At 62.0% G+C, this 17,721-nt stretch carries 18 protein-coding genes and 1 pseudogene; 8 read left to right on the top strand and 11 right to left on the bottom strand.

All coding sequences use genetic code 11. The features are described 5' to 3' along the window. A partial coding sequence (locus NKH73_RS30495) for a hypothetical protein (protein WP_352799390.1) occupies positions 1–218 on the top strand: 218 nt, incomplete at its 5' end. A gap of 16 nt (positions 219–234) precedes the next feature. Here NKH73_RS30495 and groL read toward each other — a convergent pair. The 11 genes from groL to NKH73_RS30440 form a co-directional block, all read right to left on the bottom strand. Next, a complete protein-coding gene (gene groL / locus NKH73_RS30490; protein ID WP_352487661.1) occupies positions 235–1,899 on the bottom strand; it encodes a chaperonin GroEL in 1,665 nt (554 codons plus the stop codon). Positions 1,900–1,962: 63 nt separating this feature from the next. Further along, positions 1,963–2,259 carry a co-chaperone GroES gene (gene groES, locus NKH73_RS30485; RefSeq protein WP_019863563.1) on the bottom strand — a complete coding sequence of 99 codons (297 nt, stop codon included), beginning with the start codon at positions 2,257–2,259 and terminating at the stop codon, positions 1,963–1,965. A 430-nt stretch (positions 2,260–2,689) separates the two neighbouring features. Further along, a complete protein-coding gene (gene bioZ, locus NKH73_RS30480) occupies positions 2,690–3,673 on the bottom strand; it encodes a 3-oxopimeloyl-[acyl-carrier-protein] synthase BioZ (RefSeq protein ID WP_352938748.1) in 984 nt (327 codons plus the stop codon). After that, positions 3,670–4,935 (bottom strand): adenosylmethionine--8-amino-7-oxononanoate transaminase, encoded by a 1,266-nt coding sequence (locus NKH73_RS30475; RefSeq protein WP_352938746.1) that lies wholly within the window; start codon positions 4,933–4,935, stop codon positions 3,670–3,672. Before NKH73_RS30475 ends, bioZ begins: the two co-directional genes overlap by 4 nt. Next, entirely contained in the window at positions 4,935–5,570 is a 636-nt protein-coding gene (gene bioD / locus NKH73_RS30470) for a dethiobiotin synthase (protein ID WP_023735844.1), read from the bottom strand. The genes NKH73_RS30475 and bioD overlap by 1 nt, the downstream gene beginning before the upstream one ends. Then, complete coding sequence (locus tag NKH73_RS30465) at positions 5,567–6,721, bottom strand: 8-amino-7-oxononanoate synthase (RefSeq protein ID WP_352938743.1); 1,155 nt, start codon at positions 6,719–6,721, stop codon at positions 5,567–5,569. Before NKH73_RS30465 ends, bioD begins: the two co-directional genes overlap by 4 nt. Continuing rightward, positions 6,718–7,716 (bottom strand): biotin synthase BioB, encoded by a 999-nt coding sequence (gene bioB, locus NKH73_RS30460; protein WP_352938760.1) that lies wholly within the window; start codon positions 7,714–7,716, stop codon positions 6,718–6,720. The genes NKH73_RS30465 and bioB overlap by 4 nt, the downstream gene beginning before the upstream one ends. A gap of 94 nt (positions 7,717–7,810) precedes the next feature. After that, positions 7,811–8,665 (bottom strand): carboxylating nicotinate-nucleotide diphosphorylase, encoded by an 855-nt coding sequence (gene nadC / locus NKH73_RS30455; RefSeq protein WP_352631744.1) that lies wholly within the window; start codon positions 8,663–8,665, stop codon positions 7,811–7,813. After that, the gene (locus tag NKH73_RS30450) at positions 8,665–10,206 is read right to left on the bottom strand and encodes an L-aspartate oxidase (protein WP_352631742.1); all 1,542 of its coding nucleotides are present in this window, start codon (positions 10,204–10,206) and stop codon (positions 8,665–8,667) included. Before NKH73_RS30450 ends, nadC begins: the two co-directional genes overlap by 1 nt. Continuing rightward, positions 10,203–11,177: a quinolinate synthase NadA gene (gene nadA / locus NKH73_RS30445; protein WP_352631740.1), complete on the bottom strand. Its 975-nt coding sequence runs from the start codon at positions 11,175–11,177 to the stop codon at positions 10,203–10,205. Before nadA ends, NKH73_RS30450 begins: the two co-directional genes overlap by 4 nt. Positions 11,178–11,244: 67 nt before the next feature. After that, positions 11,245–12,213: an NUDIX hydrolase gene (locus NKH73_RS30440; protein WP_352938740.1), complete on the bottom strand. Its 969-nt coding sequence runs from the start codon at positions 12,211–12,213 to the stop codon at positions 11,245–11,247. Positions 12,214–12,382: 169 nt separating this feature from the next. Between NKH73_RS30440 and panB the strand changes: the two genes are divergently transcribed. The 7 genes and pseudogenes from panB to NKH73_RS30405 all read left to right on the top strand — a co-directional run. Further along, complete coding sequence (gene panB / locus NKH73_RS30435) at positions 12,383–13,243, top strand: 3-methyl-2-oxobutanoate hydroxymethyltransferase (RefSeq protein WP_352657666.1); 861 nt, start codon at positions 12,383–12,385, stop codon at positions 13,241–13,243. Continuing rightward, positions 13,240–14,103 (top strand): pantoate--beta-alanine ligase, encoded by an 864-nt coding sequence (gene panC, locus NKH73_RS30430; protein WP_352938737.1) that lies wholly within the window; start codon positions 13,240–13,242, stop codon positions 14,101–14,103. The genes panB and panC overlap by 4 nt, the downstream gene beginning before the upstream one ends. A gap of 92 nt (positions 14,104–14,195) precedes the next feature. Continuing rightward, entirely contained in the window at positions 14,196–14,921 is a 726-nt protein-coding gene (locus tag NKH73_RS30425) for a LuxR family transcriptional regulator (protein WP_023735835.1), read from the top strand. A 93-nt stretch (positions 14,922–15,014) separates the two neighbouring features. Continuing rightward, on the top strand, positions 15,015–15,647 hold the full coding sequence (locus NKH73_RS30420; RefSeq protein WP_352938734.1) for an acyl-homoserine-lactone synthase: 633 nt from the start codon (positions 15,015–15,017) through the stop codon (positions 15,645–15,647). Between the two features lie 22 nt (positions 15,648–15,669). Beyond that, positions 15,670–16,044, top strand: a complete 375-nt coding sequence (locus NKH73_RS30415) for a transcriptional regulator domain-containing protein (RefSeq protein ID WP_352487474.1) — start codon at positions 15,670–15,672, stop codon at positions 16,042–16,044. Between the two features lie 58 nt (positions 16,045–16,102). Then, positions 16,103–16,513, top strand: coding sequence for a DUF2285 domain-containing protein (locus NKH73_RS30410; RefSeq protein ID WP_023735833.1), 411 nt, complete (start codon positions 16,103–16,105; stop codon positions 16,511–16,513). A gap of 158 nt (positions 16,514–16,671) precedes the next feature. Further along, positions 16,672–17,469, top strand: a pseudogene (locus NKH73_RS30405) (hypothetical protein); the annotation flags it as partial. Positions 17,470–17,721: the final 252 nt, after the last annotated feature.

Raw genomic sequence — 17,721 nt, 5'->3', positions numbered from 1 at the left:
TGTCAGCTTCGCCGGCCGAAATGCCAGATGCGACCGTCTCCACAACGGATTCGGTGGACGAAACGGTCGTGTCAGCGAACCGTCTGGCCGAGCGTTTTTCCTCCAAGTGCGTTGGTGCGCAAGGCTCGAACGAGATCCTCGGGACTGCACCTCCAAGGTGTCGATCATGTTCGGCACACAAGGAAAGGGCGGCATTGCTGCCGCCCTTGCCACTGTAGGTTGATAGGGGCTGGATTAGAAATCCATGCCGCCCATGCCGCCCATGCCGCCCATGCCGCCGCCGCCCATGCCGCCAGGCATGCCGCCGCCAGCCGACTCCTTCTTGGGAGCCTCCGCGATCATGGCTTCGGTGGTGACCAGCAGGCCGGCGACCGAGGCCGCGTCCTGGAGGGCCGTGCGGACAACCTTGACCGGATCGACGATGCCCATGGCGATCATGTCGCCATACTCGCCGGTCTGGGCGTTGTAACCGAAGGTCAAGCCCTTGTTCTCAAGGATCTTGCCGGCAACGATCGATGCTTCCGCACCGGCGTTGGCCGCGATCTGGCGGGCCGGAGCCTGCAGCGCACGACGAACGATGTTGATGCCGGCGGCCTGGTCGGCATTGACGCCGGTGACCTTGATGTCGGCCGAAGCGCGCAGGAGAGCGACGCCGCCGCCTGCAACGATGCCTTCTTCGACGGCCGCGCGGGTCGCGTTGAGGGCGTCATCGACGCGGTCCTTCTTTTCCTTGACTTCGACTTCCGTCGCACCGCCGACGCGGATCACCGCAACGCCGCCGGCGAGCTTCGCCAGACGTTCCTGCAGCTTCTCCTTGTCGTAGTCCGAAGTGGTCTCTTCGATCTGCTGCTTGATCTGGGCAACGCGGCCCTGGATCTCGGCCTTCTTGCCGGCACCGTCGACGATGGTGGTGTTCTCCTTGGAGATCGACACCTTCTTGGCGCGGCCGAGCATGTTGAGGCCGACGTTCTCGAGCTTGATGCCGAGGTCTTCGGAGATGACCTGGCCACCGGTGAGGATGGCGATGTCTTCCAGCATGGCCTTGCGGCGATCACCGAAGCCCGGCGCCTTGACGGCGGCGATCTTCAGGCCGCCACGCAGCTTGTTGACGACCAGCGTGGCCAGGGCCTCGCCTTCGACGTCTTCCGAGATGATGAGCAGCGGCTTCGAGGTCTGCACGACGGCTTCGAGAACCGGCAGCATCGCCTGCAGGTTGGACAGCTTCTTCTCGTGCAGGAGGATGTAGACGTCCTCGAGCTCGGCAACCATCTTGTCGGCGTTGGTGACGAAGTAGGGCGAGAGATAGCCGCGGTCGAACTGCATGCCTTCGACGACCTCGAGTTCAGTCTCGGCGGTCTTGGCTTCCTCAACCGTGATGACGCCTTCGTTGCCGACCTTCTGCATCGCTTCGGCGATCATCTTGCCGACCGACTCGTCGCCATTGCCGGCGATCGTGCCGACCTGGGCAACTTCCTCGGAGGTCTTGATCTTCTTGGCAGCCTTGCCGAGCGCCGCGACGACTTCGGTCACGGCCAGATCGATGCCGCGCTTCAGGTCCATCGGGTTCATGCCGGCGGCAACGGCCTTGTTGCCTTCCTGGACGATCGACTGCGCCAGAACGGTCGCGGTTGTGGTGCCGTCACCGGCGATGTCGTTGGTCTTCGAAGCAACTTCGCGGATCATCTGCGCGCCCATGTTTTCGAACTTGTCGGAAAGTTCGATTTCCTTGGCGACGGTGACCCCGTCCTTGGTGATGCGCGGTGCGCCGAACGACTTGTCGATGACGACGTTGCGGCCCTTGGGGCCGAGGGTGACCTTCACCGCGTCGGCGAGGATGTTGATGCCGTGAAGCATGCGCTCACGGGCATCGCGGGAGAATTTTACGTCTTTGGCAGCCATTTTTTTACTCCTGGGCATCTCGCCCGAAATTCAGATTTGATGGTGCGAAGGAAAGGCCTGATATCAGCCGATGATGCCCATAATGTCGGATTCCTTCATGATCAGAAGGTCTTCGCCATTGAGCTTGACTTCGGTACCCGACCACTTGCCGAACAGGATGCGGTCGCCGGCCTTGACGTCCAGCGGGACCAGCTTGCCAGCTTCGTCACGAGCGCCGGAGCCGACGGCGATGATCTCGCCTTCCTGCGGCTTTTCCTTCGCCGTATCCGGGATGATGATCCCGCCGGCGGTCTTGGATTCGGATTCGACCCGGCGAACGACCACGCGGTCATGCAGCGGCCGGAAATTCGACTTTGCCATTTTTGGATGTCCTTGGTGCGGATGTTGAACGGTTCTCCGTTGCCGGAGCGTGCTTAGCACTCAGCGGAAGCGAGTGCTAACGCGGCAATGAGATAAGCCGCATGCTCCTGCTAGTCAAGACGAAAGAGCAAAGAGCAAAGAGAAAAGAGCAGACAGCAAAGAGAAGAGAGCAAAGAGCGTGTAAGCATCGAGCCTTTTATGTGAACAATGTCGGGTATCAGACATATATGGGGCGGCTCACCCTTTGTATTTGAGCTTTATTCAGATGGCACGAATGATGCAACAGGTGATGCATTTGATCTCATCCAGAGGCTCGCACGGGGTCGTGCTGCGTCAGCTCGGTCATGTCGAGCTTCAGAAGGCCATTTTGGCATTGGTTCTGTTGCCCTATTCCCATTCATGACCAGTCCTGCGCGCGTGAGCCGGCCGGCTAGATTCCAACCACGAGAGCGCCGCCGCTGAGACCCGCACCCGCCGCCGACAGAAGGATTTTCTCTCCAGGCTGGAATGGCTCCGTCTGGTTGGCGAGCGAGAGCGACAGCGGGATCGTCGCGGCCGAAGAGTTGCCGTATTCGGCAATCGTCTTGACAATTGCTTGGTCCGCGATGCCGAGGTTCCTCCCGACCGCGTCGAAAATGCGGGCATTGGCCTGATGGGGCACGAACCGGCCGAGATCGTGTGGCCGCACTCCGGCAGCGGCTAGCGCGCTTATTGAGCAATTGGTCATCATCTCGACGGCCTTTGCGAACACTTCGCGGCCGTCCGTCATCCTCATTCGGGTTTGCGCGAGATCGAGGTCACCGTGGAACGGCTTGTTGCTTCCTCCTGCGGGAATCTGGATCAGCCCGTATCGCGAGCCGTCCGAAGCCACCGAGGCACCGAGAATGCCCCGATCAGCATCATCGCACTGACCGATCACCAGGGCGCCGGCGGCATCGGCAAACAGGACCGAGCTTGCGCGCTCGGCTGGATTGATGCGGCGGCTGAGGATATTGGCGGCGATAACAAGGCTCGCTTTGCCGTGCAGGCGGGTAAATCCGTCCGCAAACATCAGCGCATAGATGAAGCCGGCGCAGGCGCCTGTCAGATCCACCGCGCCTGCGCTGCCAAGGCCAAGCTTGTGTGCGACCAGCGGCGCGCTCGGCGGCAGAAGATGGTCGGGCGTCGAGGTGGCAAGCAACAGCAGACCGATGTCGTGGCGCGCAATACCGGCGTTCGCCAGCGCCATGTCGCCGGCCTGCGCAGCAAGACCAGACAGCGTGTCTTCGTCGGTTGCCCAGAAGCGCGACCGTATCCCGGTACGCCTTTCGATCCAGCCTGGATCAAGACCGAGATTGCTCTCGATTTCGGCATTCGCCACCTTTCGCCCAGGCGCATGATGGCCAAACCCGAGAATGCGCGACGACTTGCTCATGGCCTGGACCCGAAGCGTTCGCCCGCCTCCTCAATGGCGTCATAGAGTCGCTCGAGCTCGTCGCCGGTGATGCAATAGGGTGGCAGAAGGTAGAGGACATTGCCGAGCGGGCGCACAAGTAGCCCTCGCTCGAGGAAGAAAGCGCGCAGTTTCGGTCCGATCTCGGCGAGATAACCTGCGGAACCGGTTCGCAGGTCGAGCGCCGCGATCGTGCCGGTCGCCCGGCAGTCGGTGAAGAAGCTGTTGTCGCGAAAGCGTCGAAGCCCGGTGGCCTGCATTGCGCTCAAGGCCGCAATGCGCTCGGCCACCGGCTCGTCCCGCCAGATCTCGACATTGGCAAGTGCTGCCGCGCAGGCAATCGGGTTGGCAGTGTAGGAGCTCGAATGGAAAAATGTCTTCTTCCGGTCCTCGGAATAATGAGCCTGGAAGATGGCATCGGTGGCAAGCGTTACGGCCAGCGGGATGGCGCCGCCGGTCAGGCCTTTCGAGGTGCACAGGATATCTGGAGAGATCGATGCCTGCTCGCAGGCGAACATGGTTCCGGTCCGCCCCCAGCCGGTCATCACTTCGTCGGCGATCAGCAGCGTGCCGGAGGCCTCAGTGATCTTCTTCAATTCGGCCAGAACTGAAGCCGGATACATCAGCATGCCGCCGGCGCCCAGCACCAGCGGCTCGACGATTAAGGCTGCGGCTCGTCGATCGCGGGTCACAGCCTCAAAACGATCCAGCGTCTCTTGCTCGCGCCCCGCTGCCGGAAAGGGGATGGTGGCGACCTCGAACAGCAAGGGTTCGTAGGCGGCGTTGAACACGCCACGCGCACCGACGCTCATCGTGCCGATCGTGTCGCCATGATAGCTGTAATCCATGACGACGATGCGCGAGCGTGGGGCGCCGATGTTGCGGAAATAACCGAGCGCCATCTTCAGCGCTACTTCGACCGAGGTCGAGCCACTGTCGGAATAGAACACCCAGTCGAGTCCAGCGGGAGCGAGGCCGACAAGCGCCTTGGCCAAGCGCTCTGCCGGCTCGTGCGTGAAGCCCGCAAAGATAATCTGGTCGAGGCTCGACGCGGTTGTCTCGATTGCCTTCATGATGCGGGGATGGCGGTGGCCATGTGTGACGACCCACCAGGAGGAGATGGCGTCCAGGATGCGGGCGCCGTCGGCCCTGCGGAGATAGGCGCCTTCAGTCCGGACGATTTCTGGGATCGCAGGCTCGAGCGCGTGCTGGGTGAAGGGATGCCAGACATGGGACTGCGACATCAGTCACCTCCAGTAATCGAGGCGAAGGCGAAGCCGGCAATCATTGCGTCCCTCAGTGTCTTGCCGGTCAGCAGATCGAGGTGCGGCAGCCTGCCGAGCTGCGGCGCACCGCTGAATTCCACGATGGTCCGTTGCGTATCGGCCATCTCATCGCCGATGAAAGCGATGCCGGCCAACGGGATGGATCGGGCGCGGAGCGCCTCGATCGAGAGCAAGGTGTGGTTGATGGTGCCGAGCGTGGTGCGGGCGCACAGAATAACGGGCAGCCGCCATTCAGCGAAGATGTCGATGAGCCTTGTGCGCCGGTTAAGCGGCACCATCAGGCCGCCGGAACCTTCGATGACGAGCGGCGTCGGTAGGACGGGAAAAGCAAGATCGGCAGCCTTGATCGCCACGCCGTCGATCTCGGCCGAACGATGCGGCGACAGCGGGCTCCGCAAGCGGTAGGCTTCCGGCAGCACGCGCTCTGAGGGCAAGCCGGCAAGCCGCGCGACCACTTCGCTGTCGGTCTCGCCGTCGAGGCCCGATTGCACCGGTTTCCAGTAAAAGCCGTCGAGCAAACCGGCGAGCCCAGCCGCAAACACGGTCTTGCCAACTCCCGTGTCGGTTCCGGTGATGACGATGCGTTGGGTCATACCGCCTCCGGTGATGTTTGGGCCAACACCTCGACCAGCGCCTCGACCATGGCGGAAATGTCGGTTTCGCCGATATTGAGCGTCAGTGAGATGCGCAGCCGCGACGTGCCCTCGGGCACGGTCGGAGGACGAATACCGCGTATGTCGAAGCCGCGGGCCTGCAGGCGCGCCGCCACTGCCATGGTGCGCCTGACATCGCCGATTACCAGGGGCTGGATCTGCGAGCCGCTGGGTATCACGCCGCAGCGCTCGGCCAGCTGGCGGCCGGCGAGGGCAACGCGTTCATGCAGCTGAACACGCCGCATAGGCTCGTCGGCGAGCATTGCGAGTGCTTCGCGCACTGCCACTGCCATCAGCGGCGATGGCGCGGTCGCGTAGATGAATGGCCGGCAACGGTTGATCAGATACTCGCACAGTGTCCTCGGCCCCGTCGCGAGCCCACCAGATGCGCCGAGCGCCTTGCCGCAGGTATGGAGCGCGACGATGTTGTCGCGGCCCTCGAAAGCGGCGGCAAGCCCCCGGCCGTCCGGTCCCCAGACGCCGGTCGAATGCGCCTCGTCAATGACGATGAATGCCTCGTGCCGATCAGCAAGCGCGACCAGGCTTTCCAAAGGCGCGCGGTCGCCATCCATGCTGTAAAGGCTCTCCACCGCGATCCAGACGCGCCCCATGCCGCCTGCGGCGCGCCAACGCGTGATCGCATCCTCGACAGCGGTGGCATCGTTGTGCGCGGCCAGCACGAACTGTGCGCGCCCGGCCTGCGCACCCTCATGCATGCTGGCATGGGCGAGCTCATCGAGAACCAAAAGATCGCCCTTCTGCGGCAGGGCACTCAGCAGAGCGAAGTTGGCGATGTAGCCGCTGCCGAAGAACAGCGCGCGGTCGGCTCCAAAGAATGCCGCCGCGTCTGCCTCGAGCTGCTCGTGTTCCGGTGCATTGCCGCGCAACAGCCGCGACCCGGTGGCGCCAACCGGCGTGCCCCGCGCAATCGCCGCCACAACAGCATCGCCAAGTCTCCTGGACGAGGCCAGCCCGAGATAGTCGTTCGACGAGAAGTCCAGCCCGGCGCGGGGCGAAAGCGTCCGCAGCCGGTCCTTGCGCGCCAGCCTCTTCAAGGTCGCATCATAACTGGCAAGCGGCGCCCCGTTCATTGCGCTTCGAGTTCCATCGGCTCGATACCAAGGCGCCGGAACAGCAGGGTATCCTTGTCCTCACCGGGATTGTCCGCCGTCAGCAGCGTGTCACCGACGAAGATTGAATTGGCACCGGCAAAAAAGCACAGCGCCTGCATCTCGTCGGTCATGGCGGTGCGGCCGGCGGAAAGACGCACATGCGATTTCGGCATCATGATGCGCGCCAGGGCGATCACGCGCACGAATTCGATCGGCTCGATGGGCTTGGCTTCGGCAAGCGGGGTGCCGGCGATCGGGATCAGCATGTTGATCGGGACGCTTTCCGGCGGCTCGGGTAGGTTCGCCAGCGTCACCAGCATGTCGATCCGGTCCACCGGATCTTCGCCCATGCCGACAATACCGCCGCAGCAGACCTTGATGCCGGATCGACGAACCTGCTCAAGCGTGTCGAGCCGCTCGGCATAGCCGCGCGTGCTGATGATCTCGCTGTAGTAGCGTTCCGACGTATCGATGTTGTGGTTGTAGTAGTCGAGGCCCGCTTGCTTCAGTCGAGCGGCTTGCTCAAGATCGAGCATGCCGAGCGTCATGCAGGTCTCCATGCCCAGCGCCTTGACGCCCTCGACCATCGCCACCATCGCATCCATGTCGCGCGCCTTGGGGTTTCGCCAGGCCGCGCCCATGCAATAACGCGTGGCGCCGGCATCACGCGCCTTGGTCGCCTCGGCGATGACGCGCCGGACCTCCATCAGCTTCGATGCCTTCAGGCCGGTTTCGTGACGCGCCGACTGGCTGCAATAGCCACAATCCTCCGGGCATCCTCCCGTCTTGATGCTGAGCAGCCGGCTGAGCTGGACCTTGTTTGGATCGAAATTCTGGCGGTGCACCGTTTGCGCCAGGAAGAGGAGATTGTTGAAGGGGGCATGGTAAAGTGCCTGAGCCTTCTCCAGGGTCCACGCTCCGGGGTCAGGGGATTGAGCCTGTGGCGATGTCTGCGTTGAACTTGCCGTTTGCATGTCCATGCTGTTCCTCCGGTCTGTCTTGCGGGGTCTTTGCTATCTGACTGTTGACGATCGGAGAGGACAGTTGACCCAATCCTGACTCAGACAATCATGAGCCCCGATGGTCGAGGCCGATATCCAGGATCGGCGCGCTGTGGATGAGTCGGCCGACCGAAATCAGATCAACGCCGGTCGCGGCAACCGCCCGCGCTGTATGGGACGTGATCCCGCCAGAAGCCTCGGTGATAGCGCGGCCACCGATCATTGCGACGGCGCGGCGAAGATCGGGGAGGGACATGTTGTCGAGCAGAACCGCATCGGGATCGAAGCCAAGTACCTCCTCCAACTGGGCCAGAGTATCGACTTCGACTTCGATCTTGACGAGATGACCGGCCGCTCTTCGTGCTCGCTCGAGCGCTGGGCGGACGCCGCCTGCGATGGCGATGTGGTTGTCCTTGATCAAGATTGCATCGTCCAGACCGAAGCGGTGATTGGACCCGCCACCTGCGCGCACGGCATACTTTTCGACTGCCCGCAATCCGGGCGTCGTCTTGCGGGTGCAGACGATCTTCGCGCCATACCCACGAACCGCAGCGACGATCGATGCCGTTGCCGTGGCGATGCCGCTCAGATGGCACAAAAAATTGAGTGCCGTCCTTTCGGCTGTGAGAATGGCCCGGGCCGGGCCAACCACTGATGCAATGATCTCTCCATCCACGACATTGCAGCCGTCTGCGCGCTCCACCGAGATTTCGACAGCAGGATCAATCAAGCCGAAAGCGAGCATCGCCAGATCGAGGCCGGCGACAACTCCGGACTGTCGCGCCACCAACACGGTTCCCGCTTGGTATTCCTTCGGGACGATGGCCTGCGTGGTCAAGTCGCCGGCTCTGCCAAGATCTTCAAGAAGAGCTGCCCGTGCAAGCGGCTCAAGCACGACCGTGGGTAGCGGTGAAAGTGTCATCACTTCGGCCCTTCGAGACTTGGCGAGTGTCCGAGTCCCCGCGCTGTAGCCAAGGCGGCTTCGAGGGTGATTTCGGACCGTCGGGCGGCAGTCGCATGATGAGGAAAATCTGTCCGGTAATGAGCGCCGCGGCTTTCTTCGCGCAACAAGGCGGCAACCGCGATCATTAGCCCGACAGCCGCCGGATCCGAGACCGCATCCTTGCTTTCGGCGAGCGGCAATAAGGCACGTGTGGCTGCTTTCAAACCTTCACCATCCCGGACGATGCCGAGTGCGCGCGACAGGAAAACACGCACGGGTATCGGAGCGGGCGGTGGGTAAACGTTGGCAAACGCAGGCCTTGTTCTGCGCGCAGGCGCCCCGGCGACACTTTCAGCGACCCAGCGGGCGCACACGATGGCTTCTGTCAAGGAATTGCTGGCGAGCCTGTTGGCGCCATGCAGTCCTGTCGAAGCGACTTCTCCGCAGGCCCACAGCCCCTTGACGGAGGTTCTGCCGGAGCTGTCCACGGCAACGCCACCCATGTGGTAGTGTTGGGCCGGCCGAATGGGGATGAGATCGCGGGCGGGATTGATGCCCGCTCCACGACAGGCTGATGCGATTGTCGGGAAATGTCGAGCGAATGCCGGGCCAGGCCGTTGTCGGGCGTCGAGAAAAACACGGTGGCCGTCCGCAAGATGGTTCCACACGGCCCGGGCCAAGACATCGCGAGGCGCAAGTTCCGCCCCTGGCACGCTCTGGAGAAAAGCCTGGCCGGTTTCATCGATCAGGGCAGCACCTTCGCCTCGGACAGCCTCGCTGACCAGCGCCATAGGGCGTTCCGGGCCGTCAAGCGCGGTCGGGTGGAACTGGATGAATTCGAGGTCGGCTAGGACAGCTCCAGCGCGGGCCGCAAGTGCAAGGCCTTGTCCGCAACTTCCCCAAGGGTTCGTGGTGTCGAGAAACAGTCCCCCGATGCCACCGGTGGCGAGGACGACCCGCCGTGAGCCGAAGAAGAAAGGTCCGATCGAACAGCTCGCCCAGACGCCCCGGATCGCATTCTCTCGCACGGCCAGCCGGCGCGCTTCCACGCCCTCCACGACAACTATCGACGGAGTGGAACGCACAGCCGCGATCAGGGCACGCATGATCTCACGCCCGGTGCCGTCCCCATGCGCATGAACGATGCGACGTCGGCTGTGTGCGGCCTCCAATCCGAGGCACAGTGATCCTTTCGGCGTGCGGTCAAAGGGAACCCCAAAGGCCGCAAGCCCCTCTATCGCCTTGGGCGCGGCTTGGAGGATGCGGCTCGCCACGTCTCTGTCGCAGAGACCATCCCCGGCAGCAAGCGTATCGGCCAGGTGCATTGCCGGATCGTCGTCTTCGCCGAAACTTGCAGCCAGACCCCCCTGTGCCCAGGTGCTCGAATTGTCAGCTCCCAGCAGCGACCTTGACAGAAGAAGCACCGGCTCCGGCGACAGTTGAAGCGCGGTCATCAGTCCGGCGATGCCGCCGCCGATGATGATGGGACGCCCGAAGAAGCTGCGGAGGTCGGCGCTCAAACTGCCAGCATCCGTTCGACCGCAAGCCGCGCGCGCCCGGCGATCCCGGGTTCGATGGTTAGGACATGTTGGTTCTGCTCGAGCGCCGTGCGGATGTTGGCAAGCGTGATCCGCTTCATGTGCGGGCACAAATTGCAGGGCCGGATGAACTCGACCTCTGGGTGCGCTAACGCGACGTTGTCGCTCATCGAGCATTCCGTCATCAGCACGACACGTGGCGGCCTTTGCCTTTCGACATAGTCGGACATGGCAGCCGTCGAGCCGGAAAAATCTGCTTCAGCCACGACGTCGGGCGGGCATTCGGGATGGGCGAGCACGACCACGCCGGGATGGCTTTCGCGCAACTCGCGGATGTCGGCCGGTGTAAAGCGCTCATGCACCTCGCAATGCCCTTTCCAGGCGATGATCTGTACATCGGTCTGGGCGGCGATATTCTGGGCCAGATATTCGTCCGGCAGCATGATCACCCGGAGAACCCCAAGGGATTCGACGACCGCCTTGGCGTTGCCGGATGTACAGCAGATATCCGACTCGGCTTTCACTTCGGCCGACGTGTTTACATAAGTAATGATCGGAACGCCGGGATAACGCTGGCGCATCAAGCGCACGTCTTCTGCCGTGATTGATTCCGCCAACGAGCAACCGGCGCTGAGATCCGGAATGAGCACGGTCTTGTCCGGATTAAGGAGCTTGGCCGTTTCGGCCATGAAATGGACGCCGGCCAGCACGATGACTTGCGCCTCGATCGTCGCAGCCGTGCGGGCTAATGCCAAGCTGTCGCCGACGATGTCGGCCACGCAATGGAAAATCTCGGGCGTCTGATAGTTGTGCGCCAGGATGATGGCGTTGCGCTCGCGCTTCAGTGCAAGGATCGCCTCGATATCGTCGACGAAAGCCGGCCATTCGATCGGCGGGATCACTCGCCGGACGCGCTCGTAGAGCAACGCGGCCGCAGGCAGCATGGCGCTCATCAACCCCCTCCCGCTTATACTCTAATTGAAAATAACCAGCATATACTTGCTGTGAGTATAAGGGATGTCAACCCCGCGCCAGCGGCAATTTTGTCCCGGCGATGAGCCTATCGTCGAGAACGGCGTGGCGGAAACGGAAAAGCTTCGCTGGCCGGCCGCCGGTCTCAGTGGTGGCCTCTCCGGTCTCCTCGACCAGTTCCTGCTGTTCGATCAGTCGGCGAAAGTTCGGCTTGTGGATGAGCCTGCCGGCGAGCGCCTCCACGGTTCGCTGCAGCTGCAAAAGCGTGAAGACCGTCGGCATCAGCTCAAAGACGACCGGCCGGTATTTGATCTTGGAGCGCAGCCGCGCAATGCCGGTCGCCACGATGCGGCGATGATCGGCGACCATGGACTTGCTGGGCACCAGCGGAGGGGGCGCCCCGTCCCGCCCTCTTACGGCCTCTTGGACCAAGCCTGCTTCGTAAACTAACTCATAGCGTTGCAGCGTGAGTTCCTCGTTCCAAAGGCGGTCGTCGAAGCCAAAGGCTATCGTCGCCCGCTGCCAGCGTTCACGTCGCGTGGCCGCATCGCGGACGCCGTTTGCCCATTCAATCAGGCGTGGTCGCAGAACATCCAGCACGACCGGAGGCGTGCCGGAGCGATGGTCCTCCCATGGAAAATATTCATACCAACTCTGCCATCCGCACTTGGGCGGGCCCGCTGCCTGTTCCTTGCGGGTCAATGCAAGATAGCTGATGGAGATGACGCGCTGCTGGCGCTCGGCGCCGATGCGATCCCGATCAGCGAACGTGTAGAGTTGCTCAATGTACCCCAGCCGATGGCCGGTCTGCTGCTCGACCCACCCCCTCAAGCCGGATTGCAGCGATCGGTGCTCAAGCGCAAAGGGACCGGAGGGCAAGGTGTCCGCCTGGCCGATGGTGAGCACACAGGGTTCACTGTCGTTTACGGCGACCACAAAGGCGATCAGGTCCACTTTGACGTCGTCGGCATTCATGGCGGCTCTGTCTTTCCTGAGTCGTATTGCCTGATCGTCCATGTTCGCGAATTGGTCGCCAGCTTGGGGGGCACCTTAATCGATTTAGTGTAAGCGCGCCTGTCGGCACGTCAACACCCCACAGCTGCACGGCCATTTTTTTAGCTCTTCGCACCTGCACAAAAATGTGCGAAAGGCGACACCCGCGGTAACGTAGGGGAAGGAGGATCCATTGAGCGCGTTTGGTGATACCAAGGCGATCACACCGCCGGATATTCGTTCGCGCAAAGGTGGGACGCCGCTCGTCTGCCTTACCGCCTACACCACCCCAGTCGCCCGGCTTGTCGATCCCCATTGTGATGTGGTGCTCGTCGGCGACAGCGTCGGCATGGTTCTCCACGGCCTGCCCTCGACGCTCGGTGTCACGCTGGAGATGATGATCACGCACGGCCAGGCGGTGCGCCGTGGCATCAAGCAGGCGCTGATGGTGGTCGACCTGCCGTTCGGTTCCTACGAGGAAAGCCCAGAGCAGGCTTTCCGAAATGCTGCGCGCGTCATGTCGGAGACCGGCTGCACTGCCGTCAAGCTCGAAGGCGGCGAAACGATGGCAGAGACGATCGGCTTCCTCGCCGCACGCGGCGTGCCCGTCATGGCTCATGTCGGCTTGACGCCGCAGGCCATCAACGCCATCGGTGGCTACCGCGTGCAGGGCAGGGGCGGGGATGCCGAGCGCATCAGGCGCGACGCAATTGCGGTGAGCGAAGCGGGCGCCTTTGCGGTCGTCCTGGAAAAGGTTCCTGAAGCGCTCGCCCGCCGGATCACCGGGGAGGTGGCGGCCCCGACCATTGGCATCGGTGCCTCGGCAGCCTGTGACGGCCAGCTTCTCGTCGTCAACGACATGCTGGGCCTCTTCGGCGACTTCCGACCCAAGTTCGTCAAGCGCTATGCTGAACTGGGGGAGGCGGCTGCGGCTGCAATCGCTTCCTATGCGCACGAGGTGAAGGAGCGCCAGTTTCCGGCCGCCAAGCACGTGTTTGCCGATGCGCCCAAGCCCGCCGACACGGACGCCACCAAGAGCGGAGAAGCAGCGTGAGCGTGCCGATCGTCAGGAGCGTTGACCAGCTTCGCGAAATCGTCGCCGCATGGCGCCGCGAGGGCGTGAGGATTGCCGTGGTGCCAACGATGGGCGTCCTGCATGAGGGCCATCTCAGCCTGGTGCGCGCTGCACTCAAGAAAGCAGACCGTGTGATCGTGACGCTCTTCGTCAACCCGAAGCAATTCAATAGCCAGGCCGATCTTGCCGCGTATCCGCGCACCGAGGACGAGGATGCCGCCAAGCTGGCACCGGTTGGCGCGCACCTGCTTTATGCGCCAGATGCAGAGGAGATGTATCCGGCGGGCTTCGCCACCACCGTTTCGGTGTCCGGTGTCAGCGAGGGCCTGTGCGGTGCCTTCCGGCCGGGACATTTCGATGGCGTGGCGACCGTCGTCGCCAAGGTCTTCCTGCAGACCAGCGCTGACTTCGGCTTCTTTGGCGAAAAGGACTTTCAGCAAATTCACCTGGTCAGGCGCATGGCCCGGGATCTGGATATTCCAATCACCATTGTTGCCTGTCCGACAGTCCGTGAAGCCGACGGTCTTGCGCTATCATCGCGCAATGTGCGGCTCTCGCCAGCGCAACGCGCTGTTGCTCCCAAGCTATCATCGGTCCTGCTCAAGACGGCTGAGCGGCTTGGGCGCGGCTCACCCGTCCTGCCAACGCTTGCAGAATCTCGCGCAGCAATTCTGGCTGCAGGCTATCGCGAGGTCGAATACCTGGAACTTCGCGAAGAGGCAGATCTGCACCCGATGACAAGCCTTGATCGACCGGCACGGTTGCTTGCGGCGGCCTGGCTCGGCGGCACACGTCTCATAGACAACGTCAGACTATTTCGGATTGGTTCAACAGATTAGCCACGTTCTCGGCACGCGCTGTATCCGTCCGGGATCGTTCAAAACAAGGTCTCTGCCTGGCATTGAGCGAACGGAGGTTACGCACAGGGCAAATGCATCGCGTGTTTGAGAACTTCGTCGAGCAACTGTCTGCAAGTGTTGATGCTGCCGATCTCTGTGAGGCAATGGCCTCCGCTGCAGCCGGCTTCGACTTCCCGCTATTCGCCTATTTCACTTACCCGTCGGCCTCCGGCGACGCCCCCCAATTGATTTCAAACTATCCTTCATCCTGGACATCACGTTATCTGCAACAGCGGTACCACAGTCTTGATCCGGTCATCCTGCGCGGGCTGCAAGGCTGGGATACATTCGATTGGGGTGTGGACCGCGCTCGACACTGTCTGCCGAATTCGCAGCAACAAATTCTGGAGAGTGCGGCTGAGTTTGGCATCTGCGGCGGCCTGACGATGTCCATGCATGATCATCTCGGCCGGTTTGCTGCCCTGACCTTTGCTTCCGACGAGTCCCGTCCGCTTCTGTTGCGGTCACTGGCACGTTACGAAAAAGCATTGCAGCTGGTGGCCATCAACTTTCATATCCATGTCCGGCGCAGGCTCGCCGATGATCGCGTGGTGGATGGTGTAACGCTCACCCCGCGGGAGTTCGAGTGCCTGAAATGGGCAGCGCGCGGCAAGTCGGCTTGGGATATCAGCCAGCTTCTCGGCGTCTCAAAGCGCACCGTGACTTTTCACTTGGAAAACGCCAAGGCAAAGTTTGGCGTTCGAACGATCAACCAGGCCGTTGCACGCATGGCTGCCTCCGGCCAGACGAGATCCTGATTCTTCAGCCACGATACCTGTAAACCTCTACAGGCTGCATCGCTGTCAGCTTTGCCCTTCGATGGCGGGAACACATCCCACACGGAGGCGACCATGATGCAACTGATAACACCAGACTTTTACAACGAGTTTGCAGGCGAACTCAAAGAGATGCACGGGCTCAGGTTTCGGGTGTTCAAGGAAAGGCTCGATTGGGAAGTTGATACCGAAGACCAGATGGAATCCGATTCGTTTGATGCTCTGAAGCCCGTCTATCTGCTCCTCAAAGGATCCGACTGGCGAATTCGCGGTTGCGTGCGTCTTCTGCCCAGCACCGGACCCACAATGTTGCGCGACACCTTCCCGGTGCTGCTGGGTGCTGACGTCGTGCCCTCGACCACCGACATATGGGAGAGCAGTCGTTTCGCGCTCGATCTTCCTCCGTCGGCGCCCAAGGCTGCGGGCGGGCTGGCCCAGGCGACCTACGAGCTCTTCGCGGGCATGATCGAGTTCGGCTTGGCCAAGGATCTGACCCGGATAGTAACGGTGACGGATACGCGCATGGAGCGGATCCTCCGCCTGGCTACGTGGCCATTGTCGCGCATCGGAGAACCCAAGTGCGTCGGCAAAACGCAGGCGGTGGCTGGGTTTCTCGACATTTCCCACGCGAGCCTTTTGCGCATCCGCAGCAGGGGACGTCTGATTGGACCGGTACTGTGGCAACCGGTTGTAGGCCCGTCGGCATAGCGCCATAGTGGACACCTGAGCCATGAAGGATGCTGGTCTGTCCAAGGAAGCGACGGTCGGCCTTGTATGCTGGCCGGACTGGCGTCGCCACGACGCTTACCACTATGCCAGACGATTGCCACGCACTGGCTGGGCCTGGGAGTTTCTTCGGCGCAATCCACAATTCCAGCGCGACCACGCCAAAATGGCACCGTCCGCCTGCATTGTCGGACCCCAAGGCGACATGCAGATAATCGAGTTGACGACAGGATCAGCTCTCCTAAGACAATGGAGCCTTCTTTTTCGCCGACGCGCCACTTTCGGACGCTACATCGGCAAGGGTCTTTTGGGATCCGCGCGATTGCGCCTGTATTCTACGAGCGGCCGCGGAGCCGCTTGGGCTCGACCACGATTTTGAACCGCTTCACCTTTCTTCGCTCTCATGCTGCAAGGACATCCTGCTGACAGCTGCGGGCGTGCAGCACGTGCTGCTGAGGGAGAACTGCCGGAGTCTGCAGATCGCCGTTTCCGGTGCGTCCGTCCTCCGCCCGTTGCGGCTATATGTCGACGCGATCGTTCAGCCGCAGCACCTCAAGTTCCATGTCGCTGCCCTTCAGTTCTTGAACCACGTCAATGGTTGCGCCCGCCTGTCAACTGCTTGCTTTCCGCCGGAACACCGCGGAGCGCGTCTGCGTATCGTACTCCAGGCTTTGGATGGCTCGCTTGCCGGAGCATCTCATCAGGAGGTCGCCATTGCCTTGTTCGGGACACGCCGCGTCGAAGAAGATTGGCGTCATCCAGGTGGCCATCTTCGCGATCAGGTACGTCGCGCCATCCAACGTGGCCGCTACCTGATGGGCGGCGGCTACAGACAGTTCCTGAGGTAATTGGGGTGGTTGCGATTGTCTTATTCGAACGCGCAACCTCCATTTCTGAGTGCAATTGTGCGTTGTACAAAACGTGGCAAGCGCCTAGTTCTTCCGGCGCGGCGAAGCACTGGGACCCAACCTTCGTCGATGAGTGCATTCATGCCTTGAGGATCCCGATGACCGTTATGAACCCCGACAAAGCCGGCGCGGCAAGCCTTGAGACGATCGCGCGAAACGGCAGCATGCTGCGTCGCATAGCCGTACGCATTCCGACCTACCTGTCGGATATTCGCGAGAACCCGGCGTGGCTGCCCATGTTCATGTTGGCGCGCACCATGCCGGCACGGAGAATGCACTGGCGTGGTGCAAAGCCGGTCCGAAGGTCGCAAAGAGCCCAGGACACGATGTTTGCCGGTATCAATTGCCAGGACGTTGTCGACGCGCTGCGGATGGATGGGCTTTTTCCCGGCCTCGTCCTGCCAACACTGGTGGCTGAAGATGTAGCCGCATTCGCCAGGTGCACACCTTGTTTCGGCAATTTCGATCGCCGACTCGAATTCATGCCGGCGGAGCATGCGGAGGCTGAGGCGCGGTTTGGCCGTCCGTTGCTCAGCGGTCATTATTTCGAGCGCATTCTGGGCTGTAACTCGGCCGTTGCCATCCAAAACGATCCGCTGCTCGTGGATATCGCGGCGCACTATCTCGGCGGCCAGGCGACGCTGATCACAACTCGCGTCTGGTGGAGCTTCCCGACCGGCCAGGCGTCGGACGCCGACAAGAACCTGGCTTCGCTCGGCAAATACCACTTCGACCTGGATGATTGGCGGATGCCGAAGTTCTTTTTCTATCTGGTGCCTGTCGACGAGGGGACCGGTCCGCATGTCTATGTCCGCAGCAGCCATAATCGCCGCGCCCTCAAGCACCAACTTACGCTTGTCGTCGGCCATCCCGCGCAAGAGACGTGTCGCAGCTTCGCTTAGCCCAAGGGTCTTGACCCGGCCGACCAGTCGAGCTTCAGCCCCTCGGCCTTGTCTTCCTTACGTCACTTCGGAACCGGGCCGCCGACCTTGCCCTGCACACGATCCCAGAGCGTTTGCCGCTTGTCGGCCTTGAAGGCTACCATCGCCCGCCCATGATCACCTGCGCAGCTTTGCCGCGTTCGTGTTGCACTCCAATGATGTCCATCTGCTTTTGCCCGAAGCATTTGATTTTGCCCCGGTGCTCAC

Origin of the sequence: Mesorhizobium sp. M0938 (assembly GCF_040319125.1) — a bacterium.
Lineage (GTDB): Bacteria > Pseudomonadota > Alphaproteobacteria > Rhizobiales > Rhizobiaceae > Mesorhizobium > Mesorhizobium robiniae.
The sequence above is the reverse complement of the archived record's forward strand: the minus strand, read 5'-3'. Positions and strand labels throughout refer to the sequence as shown.

Excerpts from the sequence above, each read along its gene's own strand:
- NKH73_RS30465 (WP_352938743.1), bottom strand. The coding sequence starts at position 6,721 with ATGAACGGGGCGCCGCTTGCCAGTTATGATGCGACCTTGAAGAGGCTG.
- NKH73_RS30475 (WP_352938746.1), bottom strand. The coding sequence starts at position 4,935 with ATGTCGCAGTCCCATGTCTGGCATCCCTTCACCCAGCACGCGCTCGAG.
- groES (WP_019863563.1), bottom strand. The coding sequence starts at position 2,259 with ATGGCAAAGTCGAATTTCCGGCCGCTGCATGACCGCGTGGTCGTTCGC.
- bioB (WP_352938760.1), bottom strand. The coding sequence starts at position 7,716 with ATGCAAACGGCAAGTTCAACGCAGACATCGCCACAGGCTCAATCCCCT.
- nadC (WP_352631744.1), bottom strand. The coding sequence starts at position 8,665 with ATGACACTTTCACCGCTACCCACGGTCGTGCTTGAGCCGCTTGCACGG.
- bioD (WP_023735844.1), bottom strand. The coding sequence starts at position 5,570 with ATGACCCAACGCATCGTCATCACCGGAACCGACACGGGAGTTGGCAAG.
- bioZ (WP_352938748.1), bottom strand. The coding sequence starts at position 3,673 with ATGAGCAAGTCGTCGCGCATTCTCGGGTTTGGCCATCATGCGCCTGGG.
- NKH73_RS30420 (WP_352938734.1), top strand. The coding sequence starts at position 15,015 with ATGATGCAACTGATAACACCAGACTTTTACAACGAGTTTGCAGGCGAA.
- nadA (WP_352631740.1), bottom strand. The coding sequence starts at position 11,177 with ATGAGCGCCATGCTGCCTGCGGCCGCGTTGCTCTACGAGCGCGTCCGG.
- groL (WP_352487661.1), bottom strand. The coding sequence starts at position 1,899 with ATGGCTGCCAAAGACGTAAAATTCTCCCGCGATGCCCGTGAGCGCATG.
- NKH73_RS30425 (WP_023735835.1), top strand. The coding sequence starts at position 14,196 with ATGCATCGCGTGTTTGAGAACTTCGTCGAGCAACTGTCTGCAAGTGTT.
- NKH73_RS30415 (WP_352487474.1), top strand. The coding sequence starts at position 15,670 with ATGAAGGATGCTGGTCTGTCCAAGGAAGCGACGGTCGGCCTTGTATGC.
- NKH73_RS30440 (WP_352938740.1), bottom strand. The coding sequence starts at position 12,213 with ATGGACGATCAGGCAATACGACTCAGGAAAGACAGAGCCGCCATGAAT.